This is a genomic window from Achromobacter sp. 01N37, assembly GCF_056399725.1.
The window spans coordinates 555,249-568,912 of the sequence record NZ_JBFTRX010000001.1; the positions used below are offsets into that span (position 1 = coordinate 555,249).

Genomic DNA, 13,664 nt, shown 5'->3' on the forward strand with positions numbered 1-13,664 from the left:
CCAGCAGGCCCACCGGTTGCAAGGCCGCATTATCTATCTGGTTTGTTGCCGTAAAAAGTTTGATTCCATCTATAAAATAGATGGATAAAAGGAGGCTTTATGCAATGGACCCTGGATCAAATCCGGCATTTCGTCGCGGCGGCGGACGCCGGTTCGTTCTCGGCGGCTGCCCGCAGCCTGGGCCGCGCGCAGTCGGCCGTCAGCACCTCGGTGGGCTTGCTGGAAGCGGATTTGGGCGTGGAATTGTTCGACCGCTCGCGCCGAAACGCCACGCTGACCCCCGCGGGCGAAGTGCTGCTGCAAGAGGCGCGCGAGCTCCTGCGCCAGGCAGGCGGGCTGGACCAGCGGGCGTTGTCGTTTGCGGCGGGGCAAGATGCGCGGCTGTCGATTGCGCTGGATGAAGCCTTGCCGTATCAGGTGCTGGGCGCGTTGGTGCGGGAGCTGGCCGAGCGCTTTCCCGCCCTGGAATTGACGCAGCTGAACGGCACCGCGACCGAAGTGGCCGACTACGTGCAGCAAGGCCGCGCCAGCATCGCTTTTCATTTTGACCGGGGCGACCCGGGCAGCGCCTTCGCGCACCGGTACTTGGGCAATGTGGCGCAAGCGGTGTTCGTGGCGGCGCGGCACCCGTTGGCGGCGCTGGCCGAGGTCACGCGTACCGACCTTGCGCACTACCGGCAACTGGTGATGCAGATGGATGGGGTGGACGACGTGGTGCTCAGCCCCACGGTATGGCGCACCGACAGCTTCTACAGCATCGCTGGCATGGTGGCCGACGGCCTGGGCTGGGCGATTCTGCCGTTGAACATTGCCGAGTACGAGAGCTTTCGCACGACGCTTGCGCGGGTGCCGTGCGCGGGCCTGGCGCTGCCGATGCTGTCTGTGCGAACGCTATGGCTGCAAGGCGCAACGCCCAGCGCCACTGAGCTTTGGTTGCAGCAGCGCATGGGGCAACTGCTGCGGGCGTGAGGGATCAGGAAGACTGAAACGGGAAAACGAAAGCGGGAAAACGAAAGCGGGACAACGAAAGCGGGACAACGAAAGCAGGACAACGAAAGCGGGCGATCAGCTCAGCAACGCGGTGACCAGATCGCCGCCCGCCTGGCTGTCGTCGGTGAAGTTCAGCGCCGTCTGGACGTGTTCCAGGTGTTCGTCCATCAACGCGCAGGCGCGTTCCGTGTCGCCCGCGCGGGCGGCTTCGATGAAGGCGTGGTGCTCTTGCGACGAGCAACTGGCGTCGTGCGAGCTTTGGTACAGCACGGTGATGACGGCGCTGCGCGCGGACAGCTCGCGCAGCATGCCCGTCAGCACGGAATTGCCCACGGCTTCCGCCAGCAGAATATGGAAATGGCCCAGCAGGTGGTTGCGTTTCTGGACGTCGCCGCTTTCCAGCGCCGCGCGTTCTTCGGCCAGATGGGCGTCAATGCGGCGGTAGTCGGCGGCGGTGGCGCGGGCCACGAATTCCTTGGCCAGCGCCGCTTCCAGAATGCGGCGCACGGCGTAGACCTCGCGTGCTTCGTTTGCGTCCGGCTTGCTGACGAAGGCGCCCTTGTCGGGCACGATGTTGATCAGCTTGTCTTTGGACAGCATCAGCAACGCCGCGCGGATCTTCGTGCGGCTGACCTTATAGACGCGCGCCAGCGCTTCTTCGCGCAGCCGGGTGCCGGGGGGCAGCTTGTGGGCCACGATGGCGGCGGCCACTTCGCGGGCGATATCGTCGGCGCTGGGGTCTGGCTGAACTTCCTGGGTCATGGGGCGCGGCAGCGGCTGCCGGGAGGGAAAAACCAATCGGGCAGCCAGTCTATCAAAAAGCCGAACAGGAAAGACAAACATTTTTTGAATACAAATCTTGGATTCAAGCCGGCCTGCCTGCCCCGCGCCCTAGCTGCGGTGAAACGCCGCCGGCTCAAAACGCCCCAGCGCATCCAGCAACTTTGTCCACGCCTGCACCCCATCCCGGATGGACGACAGCCGGAAGAACTCGTTGGGCGCATGCACGTCTTCGTCGGGAAGATTGAAGCCAAACATCAGGGTGTCGATGCCCAGCATCTCTTTGAACACAGACGTGATGGGCACGCTGGCGCCTAGCCGCACATGAATCGGCTTGGGGCCGCCGGGCGATTGCAGCACGGCTTCGGCGGCCGTCACCAAGGGGTGGCAGGCGGCAAGCGTGGCGGCAGGCGAGCCGGCATTCATCGCCACCACGTCCAGGCCGACGCCGGCCGGGCAATGGCGTTGCAGATGCGTCAGCACCGACTGAATCACGTGCGCCGGGTCCTGGCCTTCGACGATGCGCACGGTCAGTTTGGCCTGGGCTTCACACGGGATGATGGTTTTGGTGCCTGCGCCGGTGTAGCCGCCCCACATGCCGTTCACGTCCAGCGCGGGGCGCAAGGTGATGCGTTCGCGCGGGCGGTAGCCGGGCTCGCCATGCGACGCGCCGCCCACATCGGTGAAGAAGGCGGCTTCGTCATAGGGAAAGGCGGCGGTGTCCTGGCGCTGGCGGGGCGTGGGCGGTTCGGCGCCGTCGTGAAAACCCGCCACGGCGACGCTGCCATTGTCCGCGTGCAGCGAGGCCAGCAGCGCGGCCATCTCATGCAGCGCGTTCCGGACGCCGCCGTCATAACGGCCGGAATGCAGGTCTTTGGCGGCGGTGCGCAGCTTGATTTCCAGCGCCGCATGTCCGCGGGCGCCGGTGTTGATGGTGGGCGTCTGGGCGCTGGCGCGGCCGCCGTCGGCGGACAGCACGGCGTCTGCCGTCAACAGGCTGCGGTAGCGGTCAATCAACGGGCGCAGGGTGGGGCTGCCCGTTTCCTCTTCGCCTTCGATGAAGACCTTGATGTTGACCGGGCAGGCGCGCAGCGTCGCCAGGTAGGCGAACACGACTTCCAGCGCCACCGTGGTGGACCCTTTGACGTCCGACGTGCCGCGCCCGTAGAGGCGGTCGCCGTCTTGCGTGGGTTCAAAGGGGGGCGTGCGCCAGCGTTCAACGGGGTCGGCGGGCTGGACGTCGTAATGGCCATAGATCAGCAACGTGGGCCGGCCGGGCGCGCCCATCCATTCGCCATACACCGCGGCTTCGCCGCCGCCATCCAGCAACTGCACCTGTTGCAGGCCTTCCGCGCGCAGCCTCTCGCACAGAAAGCGGCGGGCGTCTTCCATCGAGCCGGCGTAGGCCGGGTCGGCGCTGACGCTCGGAATGCGCAGAAAGGTCTTCAACCACGCTTCGATCTGCGGCTGGCGGGCGGCCAGGTGGGTCAACACCGGGTCAAGGGAATCGGACATGGAGCTTCGAGTGGGGGAAAGGGGCGTGGAGAAGCGCGGGGAGGACGATTGGGAACTCACTCGCCGCGAAAGCTGCTGCGCTGCACCGGAAACTCTTGCCCGTCATATACGGATTTCCTAAGTTTCTCGCCAAGGGCGCGCCCGGAAAGCCCAAAACCCCGCTTTCCCACATTGCCCGTGAGCCCATGCCTATTCTCAACCTGCCGCCTATCAACATGGCTGTCCTGAATCTCCGTGGTGCGCCGTGCGGCGCATCCCGGGCGCCTTCGCCACCCGATTAGGGTCGCCTTGGACGATGTTCCCTGCAAGTTTGGAAAATTTTCGATACATTGGCGCTTGCCGAAATCACGGAGTCGAGAGGTGCCTACATCCAACCAAGCCAATGGCAAACCGTTTGACCTGGAGCCTGGCGGTCGCAGACTGATCATTGTCCAGCCGGATGAGGTCGTGGCCGCCTCTCGCAAGGCCTCGTCTTCACAGCTTGGCGAAATGCTCTCTGACTGGAACGTGCTTGAACTCGGGATGGTCGCGGTGTCGTTGGTCATTCCGGGAAGGAATCAACTGGTAAGGGCGGCGAGCGCCGTTGCTGTGGCCGCCTTTAAACACGTCTACGACTCTTGGAAAACTGCGCGCGAAGGCGGCCTGAACATTCAGCAGGTTAGCTTCACCGAAGCCAAGAATCTAGAGATGCAACCTAGCCATCCGATCTTGGGAACCGTCTACGCTGCCCATCCGTGTGTCGACAGCCGCTTCTACCCGGTCGCCAATTTTCACCGCAAGGTCTTCGAGGATAAGGTCGGCGAGGCAAACAGGCTTCTCACAAGCCTTGGCGCGACGAGCATTTCGATCGAGCATGTTCAAGGATGGGACAAGACCTTTAGCGCCAATCTGACAGCGCAGGGTGGTGGTGTCGATGTGGGTGCCGAAGCCGGCTGCACCTCGACCTCTTCTTCCAATTTGGCGTATCAAGCGACCTACGAGAACGACCACGCGCCCGCGTTGCCCGAGAATTTACATTGGTATGCCCACGAGCGCATGTGGCAGGAGGTCGCCGAAGGGCGACTTAAGCGCGGAATGCGCACCTTCTCCCTGGCCATTACCTACGACGAAGATCACAACATCAACGCAGGGTTGAAGGTAAAACTGGAGAAGGCTGGCTTGGACCTTGGGGGCAATTTCCGAGACCACGTCGCAACGACCTGGAAGATGACCGGCACCTTCAACGACCGAAAGCCCGGTTAAGACCTTCGAGAAGCCTAGTGTCCTATTACCGGATTCTGCAGGCTGAAATGCTGACGTTAATCCTTATCCTCTAGCCGTCGGCACGTTGCCGCCTTTAGCATCCGCTTTCTGCCGCCAGTCTTTCGCCGACGAACGGCCGATCCTCGACACAACGATTGATTAATGTGCCAGGCGCGACTTTCCAGTACCAGCCATCCCTCTTCCAGACTCGAATTCCGTTGATACGGGGCATCTCACTTGCGATGTAGGCCGCCACCGCTTGGGCACCCATCATAATCGGCACGGGTGCATGAGAAAAAGTGGGGTCGTCGGTAATACGATAAATTTTAATAAACGCTTAGCGTTGCAAGCTGAGATTGCGAATTTGTTGGCGTAGATCACATCGTTCGAGAACACTTCGCCGTGCCACCGATCGAACCGAGTCCCTGCCGCCTCCAAGCCCTTTCGACTCCTCGGACGCTTCGAGCTAAATGACTCCAGCCGCCGACACGGCTTCACTCGCCCCATTGTCGCGAAGTGGATTCGTGCGGCGGAAGCCTGCCTTATCCAAGCGGCTCGCCTTCGTCATACCATTTATGAGGCACCAACGGCCGGCGCCTACCTCACGCACAGGTACCGCCTCCTCACCTGCGTAATGCTCCAGCGACCGGCTGACAAAGGCACCCTGGTAGCGTGGAGCCATGTCGAATTTACCGAATGGGGGCTTGTCGCGCACGCCGAGCTTTGCCAGTAGCAGTTCGGCGTCCTTTAGAGTCTAACAATGGCTGCACATTTGGCCCCATTAAAGTGGGCCGGTATAAGTCGCGTCGGCACGATCCCACACTCCATACCCAAATGTGGGTATGCGCGATTCGGCAAGTTCCCGTAACCTGATTCTAGTTTGAAGACTGACATTCGGGCGCGTGTCGGTTAGCGTTTTCGGATAACGGAATTGCGGACTTACGCGGTCAGGACTGCGATCACCTGCCTGCTATGTCCTGCCGACTGCTAGCCAGCCCATTGAAATGGCGGCGTGTGTGGGAGCAAATGATCCCGTGTTACGGGGGTACAAAAGCGAATTGGTTATCAAGGACAAGGGATGCACAACTGTGGCTACTCTGCTCGACGTTCTTGTGGGTCTCAGAATCTATTCATACAGCGCCCGAGTGTGATACGAAGCCCCGCCGAAGCGGATTATCACTAAAGCGTGGACGGAGACCACTACGCCATCGGCTTCAGCATCGACGTACAGCGGCTCGCATTTTGTCCCAAAACAAGAGAGCCCTACTCGGGTGTGTTTCGACGTTTCAGCAAGCGGCCCGAAAGTCCCAACTCAAATTGGTGACCACAAAATCAGTGTGATGGTTACGACGGAACGAAGCCTTCGGCGATGCCGAGAGGGCTCCAATGGTGGCGAAGTGCGCCGTCGCAAAGAAGTAATTTTCTGTGGTGGTTAAGAAATGCGTCTAGAAACATCAAAGGAGAGCAAAAATGCGAAAGAACGCGTTTAGGATCGGTTGTGCAGTGCTGGCGCTCACTCCGCTACAGGCACTCGCGGAAAGTATGGAAGCCTGCATGAAAGCGAAAGTTGCCGAATTGAGAGAGGTGAAGACGGAGCCTGTGATTTCCGATCAGGGATGCACGACTAGCGGCACTGAAGCGGTATTGGAGTGGAACTACCAGGGTTTCCGAGCCCACACCTGTGAGGCTCAGGTCTGCTATCCGGCGCCAAAGGGCCGGGTTATTACAGACGCAAAGGCGGCCAGCCGCAGTGCGGCCGGATCAAATAATGGTTGGAACGGACCACACTATTCACCTGACCGCGACCGAGCGAGCGCCGTGTGCTTCAACGTTTGGGCCCGGGGACCAGACAAGGATTTGAACGCGCGCGGATGGCAAAAACTTGACGTGATCGTGTCCACGCAGCGGGTGTTTAGCGATGATGAGCTAATTGGCATGGCTAGCACATGCGCTGCAAAAATTGCAAAGCAATGAGTTCTGTACAAGGAACCGACCTCCGGCCCCTTCGTCGCAATGCCCGCCGGGTTCGCGTCTGAGTGCACTGGCCGACCCGAGGCCGGGTCCGCCCGCCCGGTAGAACACGGCGAAGTGCTCGTCATCAGCTCGTCTCGTGTCCCAGATGTGACTAGGATGATCGGGCGTTACCCGCTCGTCGTTGAACTGGACTTGAATCCATTCATCCGTGAATGCGGGTGGGCGCTCACCTACACAGTTCATTCTCCAGGCGGGTGGTGCCAGTGTCCTGGCGTTTGAGCCCAATTCGAAGTCGGGAACGGAGTCCAAATCGACCATCATTATCAGCTCCCTGTCTCTTTGTCTCGCGTTTCTACGCCTGCGGGTGGCTGATCATCGTCGCGCTCCTCGCCGCGGGACAACAGCGAGCGCACGCTGCCCGCGAGCATGCGCAAGAAGGCCTCATTCTGGGTGCGATCGATCTCGTCGCCCGGTATCTGCGCTGTTGTTTCGGTAGATAGCCGCAGCATCAGCCCGGCCACGCGTATCACGCGGGAAATCTGCTTCCAGACCATTCGGCAAGCGGCGGGCGAGTCTGAGCCTTCGCCCGCGCTTTAGCCTGTGCCTTAGTCCTTCGCCATCAGCCCCAGATACTCAATCAGCCCCTTTTCCTTCACGTACGTCGCCTGCGCCCATTCCTTGTAGTCCTGGCTGTTGCGGTACGCCGGCTGCTGGTTCAGCTGGTTCATGACGTCGATGCTGGCCGGGTCGAACAGCGCTTTCTTGAACGCATCGTGCAGCGTCTTCACGACGGCCGGGTCCATGCCCTTGGGGCCGGCCAGGCCGTAAGGCGACGTGGACACAACCTTGTAGCCAAGCTCTTGCGCGGTGGGCACGTCGGGCCAGCGCGTGGTGCGCTTGTCGCCGAAGGTGACCAGCAGGCGCATCTTGCCGGAGTCCACAAACTGATCCCAACCCGTTGCGTCGCTTTGCGCCATGACGTGGCCGCCCAGCAGCGCTTGCTGCATGTCGGCATTGCCCTTGAACGGCACGTGGTTCAGCTTGACCTTGGCGTTGATGGCGATTTCTTCGATCAGCAAATGCGGCGACGAGCCAATGCCGGTAGAGCCGTAATCGATCGTGCCCGGCGCCTTGCGTGCCGCTTCGATGTATTCATTGAAGGTCTTGTACGGCGAGTCCGAGCGCACGGTGAAGCCGAAGGTGTAGCCGGACAAGCCGATGATGAAGCTGAAATCGTTGATCGGGTCCCAGCTGCTTTTCTGCATGTAGGGCATGCGTAGCATGGCCAGCGTGTAGAGCGCGATGGTGTAGCCGTCGGGCTTGGCGGTGCGCGCCATGGTGGCCGTGCCTAGCGTGCCGCCCGCACCGGGACGGTTTTCCACGATGACCGGCTGGCCCAGGTATTTGGACGCGTCCTGCGCCACGATGCGCAGGTGGCGGTCGGTGGAACCGCCTGCGGGGAAGGGCACGATCAGCGTGATGGGCTTGGTGGGAAACGCGGCTTGCGCGCTGGCGGACAGCGGTAGGGCGGCGCCTGCGGCGGCCAGCAGCAGGGCGCCCAGGCAGGCGCGGCGCATAGGCATCTTGGGCATGAGGGTTGTCTCCAGGGTGTTGTTATGGTTGGTGTTGAAACGTCATTCGGCTGCCGGCGCGTCGCGTAACGCGACCTTCACCGGCAAGCGCGACAAAGCCTCGCGCAGCTGCTCCTTCAGCGGCGCGGATGCACCCGGCGCCGCTTCGACGGCGACATCCGGTTGCGCATCGGCCAGCACTCGGAAGACATCGCTGTCTTCGAGAAGCCCGGCCGCGTGCAGGGTGCGCGCCACCACGGCCTGCACCGATACGGCGGTGGCCAGGCGGCGCAAATCAGGTTTGTAGATCTTGCCCACGTTGGTCATGGGCATCGCGTCCAGCACGATGACGCGCTTGGGCCGCGCCGGCCCTTCGTCCACGTGCGCGGCGGCATAGGCGACGAGTTCGGCTTCGGTTGCCTGCGCGCCTTCTGCCAGCGTCACGAACGCCACGGGCAGCTCGCCCGCATACGCGTCCGGCGCGCCGACGGCGGCGCACAGTTGCACGGCGGGGTGCGACGCCAACGCGTCTTCGATGGTCTTGGGATCGATGTTGTGGCCGCCGCGAATGATCAGGTCCTTGGCGCGGCCCTGCAAATGCAGCCGGCCTTCGGCGTCCAGGAAACCGACGTCGCCGCTGATCAGCCAGCCGTCTTCGGTGAAGGCGCGCGCGGTGTCGTCGGGGTCGAGAAAGCCCGGGATCACGTTCGGCGCCTTGAACAGCACCATGCCCGCCGTGCCAGCCGGCAAGTCACGCGCGGCTTCGCCCGCCGGGATGTCCAGGCCGACGATGCGCACCTGCACATAGGGCAAGGGGTAGCCCACGCAGTTCACGGGGAATTCCGAGCCGGGCGGGGTGATCGACGAAATGCCCGCCATTTCGGTCATGCCCAGGCTTTCGTTCACATGCAGCCCGAACAGGCGCTTGAAGCGCGCGGCCAATTCGGCGGGCAAGGGCGCCGCGCCCGTGCGGCAGTAGCGCAGCGTCGAGATATCGGCGCCCGCCAGCGGGATGTCGGCCAGCGCCGCCAGAATGGTCGGCACGCCTTGCAAGGACGTCGCGCGGTGCTTCTCAACCAGCCGCCAGTAGTTGCGCAGCACGTCGCGGTTGCGCAGCAGCAAGGTGGTGGGGATGACGGTTTCCACGCCCGCTGACAACGCGGCTAGCGAGGCGGGCAGCACGCCCGCCACATGGAACAAGGGGTAGCCGTTGATGACCACGTCGTCAGGCCCGGCGTTTTGCAATTGCACGGCGGCCCAGGCCGTGAACACCTGGTTGGCGTGGGTGTGTATGGCAAGCTTGGGGGCGCCCGTCGTGCCGCCCGTGTGAAAGTACGCGGCGACGTCGTTTGCGCGGATCACGCGTTCGCTAACCAGGCGGTCGGCCGGTTGCGCCGAACGGTTGGCGTTGAAGTCCAGCGCGTAGTCGGGCAGCGCAGGGCGTTCCGACAGCGGTTCGTCCAGCGGGGCCACGCGCAGCAAGGTCTGCAAGGTGGGCACGCGCTCGCGCAGGCGCACGGCCTTGGACCACGTGCCGCATTCGGCGTCCGACCCATAGGCGATCAGTACCTTGGCGCGCGCGGTCGTCATCAGCGACGCGAGCTTGTCTTCCGACAGCAGCGGGTTCAGCGGCTGGACGATGCCAGCGGCTTCACCGCCCCACAACGCCAGGTGATATTCCAGACAGCCCGGCAGCATCACGCCGATGGCGTCGCCCGCCCGCACGCCCAGGTCGTGCAACAGATTGGCGGTCTGGTGGATGCCCGCCAGCAGTTCGCGGTAGCTCCAGTGCAGCGCGTCGTCAGCGGGGTCGGCCGTGCGCAGAAAGGTCAGCGCGGTCTTGTCGCCAAAGGCGGCCGCGGAATTGCGGAAGATCTCGTAAGTGCTTTGCACCGTCAGCGTTTCCGCCAAGGGGCGCGCAGCCAGCCGCTGCACGTCGGCGGCGCTGCGCACCGGGAACGGCGCCGAGAACGGGCGCGACAAGGGCGGGGCGGCGTAGACCAGCGTCATGTCCGTAGCCCTCCGCTTACGCCTGCCCCAGCGCGATGTAGCGGCGCAGGTGGTGGTCTTCGTCGCCCAGTTGGTGGTCGATCATGACAAGGCGCTTGGCGTAATGCGCCAGCGGCAGCTCCCACGTCATGCCGATGCCGCCGTGCAGCTGGATGCTTTCTTCGGCCACCAGCGTGCCGATGCGGCCGATGGTGGTCTTGGCGGCGGACAGCGCGCGTTCGCGGGTGGCGCGGTCAGGGTGGTCAAGGGCGGCGGCGGCGTTGATGACGGCGGATCGCGCTTGTTCGATTTCCAGCAGCACGTCCGCCATGCGGTGTTGCAAGGCCTGGAAGCTGCCGATGGGCGTGCCGAACTGGCGGCGCGTGCGCAGGTATTCCAGCGTGGCGTCGCGCGCGCAATCCATTGCGCCCACGGCTTCCGAGCACAGCGCCAGGATGCCCCGGCCCACGGCGCGTTCCAGCACGGAGTAGCCCGCGCCGGCCTCGCCCAAGAGCGCGTCAGGGCCGAGCTTGACGTTATCGAACGTGAGTTCAGCGGCGCGTCCGCCGTCGATCAAGCCGTAGCCGCGCACCGACAGGCCCGGCGTGCCGGCGCTGACCAGGAACAGGCTGATGCCGGCTTCGTCGTCTTCCGCGCCGGCGCTGCGGGCAGACACCAGGAACAAGTCGGCATGTTCGCCCGCCGTGACGACGGCCTTGGCGCCGTTGATCACCCAACCGTCGCCTGCGCGTTCGGCGCGCGTGCGCACCTGGTTCAGGTCGTAGCCGGAATCGGGTTCGCCCTGCGCCAGCGCGGCGGTAATGCCGCCTGCGATCAAGCCGTCCAGCGCTTCGCGTTGCGCGGGCGTGCCGGCGGCGGCAATGGCGCTGCCGACCATCAGCGCGTCCAGGAAGGGTTCGACCACCAGCCCCCGGCCCAGCGCCTCAAAGACGACCGAGATATCAAAGCCCGCGCCGCCCAGCCCGCCATCGGCCTCGGTGAACAAGGCGCCGATGGCGCCGAGTTCGGCATAGCGGCGCCAGAATTCCACGCTGTAGCCTTGCGGCGATTGCGCGTGGCGTTCGCGGGTGGCGAAGTCGTATTGCTCGCTGACAAAGCGGCGCAGCATGTCTGACAGCATGCGCCGGTCTTCGGTGTGTTCAAAGTTCATGGCCGGCCCTTACAGTCCCAGGATCATCTTCGAGATGATGTTCTTCTGGATTTCATTGGAGCCGCCGAAGATCGACAGCTTGCGGTTGTTGAAGTACTGCGCGGCGGCGCTCTCGGCGCCTTCCGGCCCGATGGGCGGGGCGTCGTAGCCATCGTGCAGCGCTTCCGGCACGAAGGGGCGCGCGTACGGCCCCATGGCGCGGCGTTGCAGCGCCGTGATTTCCTGGCGGATCTGCGTGCCGCGTATCTTCAGCATCGAGCTTTCCGCGCCGGGCGCGCCACCGCCCGCCACAGCCGCCACCACCCGCAGATTGGTGGTGCGCATGTTGGCCAGTTCGATTTCGACGCGCGCCATGCGGGCCGCAAAATCCGGATCTTCGGCCAGCGGGCGGCCATGCTTCTTCTGCTTGGCGGCCACGGCCTTCAGGCGTTCCAAGGCGGCGGTGGACTGGCCCACGCCTGCGATGTTGGTGCGTTCATAGGTCAGCAGGTACTTGGCGCAAGTCCAGCCGCGGTTCTCTTCGCCCACCAGGTTTTCAACCGGTACGCGCACGTCCGAGAAGAACACTTCGTTGACTTCGTGTTCGCCGTCCAGCGTGATGATCGGGCGCACTTCCACGCCCGGGCTGTTCATGTCGACCAGCAGGAAGCTGATGCCTTCCTGGCGCCGGCCTTCTTGCGAGGTCCGCACCAGGCAGAAAATCATGTTGGCGTACTGGCCCAGTGTGGTCCAGGTTTTCTGGCCGTTGACGATGTAGCTGTCGCCATCGCGCACGGCGGTGGTCTTGACGGAGGCCAGGTCGGAACCCGCGCCGGGTTCGGAATAGCCCTGGCACCACCAGTCGCTGCCGTCCAGGATGCGCGGCAGCCAGTGGCGGCGCTGCGCTTCGTTGCCGTACTTGATCAGCACCGGGCCCAGCATGCTCAGCCCGAAGGGCACGATGCGGGGCGCGGCGGCCAGCGCGCATTCGTTGTCGAAGATGTATTTCTGCGTGGTGGTCCAGCCGGTGCCGCCGTATTCCACGGGCCAGTGGCTGGCCAGCCAGCCGTGCTGGTTCAGGATGGCGTGCCATTCGACCATGTCGTCACGCGTCAGCAGCTTGCCTTGCGCGACCTTGTCAGACAGGCGCGACGGCAGCTTGGCCGCCAGGAAGGCGCGCACTTCGTCGCGGAAGGCGTTTTCTTCAGGGGTGAATTCCAAGTCCATGTCGGTCCTTAGTAGATTTCAAACAGGCCGGCCGCGCCCATGCCGCCGCCAATGCACATCGTGACGACGGCATAGCGGGCGCCACGGCGGCGGCCTTCGATCAGCACATGGCCTGCCAGGCGCGCGCCGGTCACGCCAAACGGATGGCCCAGCGCAATGGAGCCGCCGTCCACGTTCAGGCGGTCCATGGGGATGCCCAGCTTTTCCTGGCAATACAGGGCTTGCGACGCAAACGCTTCGTTCAATTCCCAGAGGTCAATGTCTTCGACCTTCAAGCCGTGGCGCGCCAGCAGCTTGGGCACGGCGTAGACGGGGCCGATGCCCATTTCGTCGGGTTCGCATCCGGCGATGGCCAGGCCACGGAACGCGCCCAGCGGGCGGATGCCGGCGCGTTGGGCTTCGGCGGCTTCCATCAGCACGCAGGCCGCCGCGCCGTCTGACAGCTGCGAGGCATTGCCCGCCGTGACGAACTGGCCCTCGCCGCGTACCGGGGCAAGGCCCGCCAGGGCCTCGTAGGTGGTGCCGGGGCGGTTGCAGGTGTCTTTGTCGACCGTGACTTCGCGCTCGCTGACGGCGCCGGTGGCGCGGTCAGTGACGGACATGGTGGTGGTGACGGCGATGATCTCTTCGCGGTAGCGGCCGGCGGCTTGGGCGGCTTCGGTGCGGGCCTGGCTAAGCGCTGCGAAGCGGTCTTGCGCTTCGCGGCTGATGCCGTAGCGGGCGGCCACGATGTCCGCCGTTTCGATCATCGGCAAGTAGAGCTCGGGCTTGTTGGCGAGTATCCACGGGTCCATGCCGCTGACGCCATCGTCGCGGGTGCGGATTTGCGAGACCAGCTCAACGCCGCCCGCGATGACGGCGGGCGCGCCGTCCATCACGATGTGGCTGGCGGCGGACGCAATGGCTTGCAGGCCCGACGCGCAATAGCGGTTGATGGTGGCGCCGCCGACGCTCACCGGCAGGCCGGCGCGGATGACGGCCTGGCGGCCGATATTGCGGCCCGTGGCGCCTTCGGGGTAGCCGCAGCCGATGAAGGCGTCTTCGATCAGGGCGGGGTCAATGCCGGCGCGGTCAACGGCGGCGCGCACGGCGTGGCCGGCCAGCGTGGGGCCGGCGATCAGGTTGAATTCGCCGCGCCCCGCCTTGGTGATGGGGGTGCGGGCGGTAGAGACGATAACGGCTTCGCGCATGAGGATGTCCGGTAATGAAAAGGTGGGATCAGGCAG

The 13,664-nt window shown here is 64.1% G+C and carries 11 protein-coding genes; 3 read left to right on the plus strand and 8 right to left on the minus strand.

Translation table 11 applies throughout. From position 1 onward, the window contains the following. The first annotated feature begins 99 nt into the window (after positions 1 to 99). A complete protein-coding gene (locus AC1DSJ_RS02385; protein ID WP_175169139.1) occupies positions 100 to 969 on the plus strand; it encodes a LysR family transcriptional regulator in 870 nt (289 codons plus the stop codon). A gap of 96 nt (positions 970 to 1,065) precedes the next feature. On the opposite strand, the gene AC1DSJ_RS02390 is transcribed toward AC1DSJ_RS02385, so the two are convergent. Next, positions 1,066 to 1,752: a GntR family transcriptional regulator gene (locus AC1DSJ_RS02390; RefSeq protein WP_054421454.1), complete on the minus strand. Its 687-nt coding sequence runs from the start codon at positions 1,750 to 1,752 to the stop codon at positions 1,066 to 1,068. Between the two features lie 129 nt (positions 1,753 to 1,881). Beyond that, positions 1,882 to 3,285: a M20/M25/M40 family metallo-hydrolase gene (locus AC1DSJ_RS02395; RefSeq protein ID WP_441370926.1), complete on the minus strand. Its 1,404-nt coding sequence runs from the start codon at positions 3,283 to 3,285 to the stop codon at positions 1,882 to 1,884. Between the two features lie 360 nt (positions 3,286 to 3,645). On the opposite strand from AC1DSJ_RS02395, the gene AC1DSJ_RS02400 reads away from it, so the two are divergent. Next, the gene (locus AC1DSJ_RS02400) at positions 3,646 to 4,527 is read left to right on the plus strand and encodes a hypothetical protein (protein ID WP_441370927.1); all 882 of its coding nucleotides are present in this window, start codon (positions 3,646 to 3,648) and stop codon (positions 4,525 to 4,527) included. 1,470 nt (positions 4,528 to 5,997) lie between these two features. Further along, positions 5,998 to 6,501, plus strand: coding sequence for a hypothetical protein (locus tag AC1DSJ_RS02405; protein WP_441370928.1), 504 nt, complete (start codon positions 5,998 to 6,000; stop codon positions 6,499 to 6,501). Positions 6,502 to 6,824: 323 nt separating this feature from the next. Here the strand turns inward: AC1DSJ_RS02405 and AC1DSJ_RS02410 are convergent, their stop codons facing one another. Genes AC1DSJ_RS02410 through AC1DSJ_RS02435 form a run of 6 tightly spaced genes read right to left on the minus strand, consistent with a single transcriptional unit; the run spans position 6,825 to position 13,628 of the window. After that, positions 6,825 to 7,055, minus strand: a complete 231-nt coding sequence (locus tag AC1DSJ_RS02410) for a hypothetical protein (RefSeq protein ID WP_441370929.1) — start codon at positions 7,053 to 7,055, stop codon at positions 6,825 to 6,827. A 51-nt stretch (positions 7,056 to 7,106) separates the two neighbouring features. Next, a complete protein-coding gene (locus AC1DSJ_RS02415; protein WP_054421458.1) occupies positions 7,107 to 8,093 on the minus strand; it encodes a tripartite tricarboxylate transporter substrate binding protein in 987 nt (328 codons plus the stop codon). Between the two features lie 42 nt (positions 8,094 to 8,135). After that, positions 8,136 to 10,082, minus strand: a complete 1,947-nt coding sequence (locus AC1DSJ_RS02420) for an acyl-CoA synthetase (protein WP_441370930.1) — start codon at positions 10,080 to 10,082, stop codon at positions 8,136 to 8,138. A gap of 16 nt (positions 10,083 to 10,098) precedes the next feature. Next, positions 10,099 to 11,232, minus strand: a complete 1,134-nt coding sequence (locus tag AC1DSJ_RS02425; protein ID WP_441370931.1) for an acyl-CoA dehydrogenase family protein — start codon at positions 11,230 to 11,232, stop codon at positions 10,099 to 10,101. A 9-nt stretch (positions 11,233 to 11,241) separates the two neighbouring features. Further along, positions 11,242 to 12,438, minus strand: coding sequence for an acyl-CoA dehydrogenase family protein (locus AC1DSJ_RS02430; RefSeq protein ID WP_427945323.1), 1,197 nt, complete (start codon positions 12,436 to 12,438; stop codon positions 11,242 to 11,244). A gap of 8 nt (positions 12,439 to 12,446) precedes the next feature. After that, a complete protein-coding gene (locus AC1DSJ_RS02435) occupies positions 12,447 to 13,628 on the minus strand; it encodes an acetyl-CoA C-acyltransferase (RefSeq protein WP_441370932.1) in 1,182 nt (393 codons plus the stop codon). Positions 13,629 to 13,664: the final 36 nt, after the last annotated feature.